The 284-nt window shown below is 50.4% G+C and carries 1 protein-coding gene; it reads left to right on the top strand.

Annotated elements, in window-relative coordinates; all coding sequences use genetic code 11:
* The coding region (locus EII23_RS12790; protein ID WP_148091311.1) for an integrase core domain-containing protein at nucleotides 1-245 on the top strand (245 nt) is incomplete at its 5' end.
* Nucleotides 246-284 lie beyond the last annotated feature (39 nt).

The following is a 284-nucleotide window of genomic DNA, read 5'->3' as shown; positions in this document are numbered from 1 at the left end:
AGTCCTGGGCTGAAAAAAGAGGAATTCGCATCCGGTACATTCAGCCGGGGAAACCGCAGCAAAATGGCTATGCCGAACGCTATAACCGAACCGTGCGGTATGACTGGCTGAATCAGTATCTCTTTGAGTCATTGGAAGAAATACAGGAGTTTGCCACAGCTTGGCTCTGGACCTATAACAATGAACGGCCCCATATGGGCATCGGTGGTATCACCCCGGCCATGAAACTGAAACGGGCGGCATAGGCTCTACTTTTGAGCACTACCACAAATGGGGAGATTACA

Origin of the sequence: Desulfovibrio sp. OH1186_COT-070 (genome assembly GCF_003860215.1) — a bacterium.
Lineage (GTDB): Bacteria > Desulfobacterota > Desulfovibrionia > Desulfovibrionales > Desulfovibrionaceae > Desulfovibrio.
The sequence above is the reverse complement of the archived record's forward strand: the minus strand, read 5'-3'. Positions and strand labels throughout refer to the sequence as shown.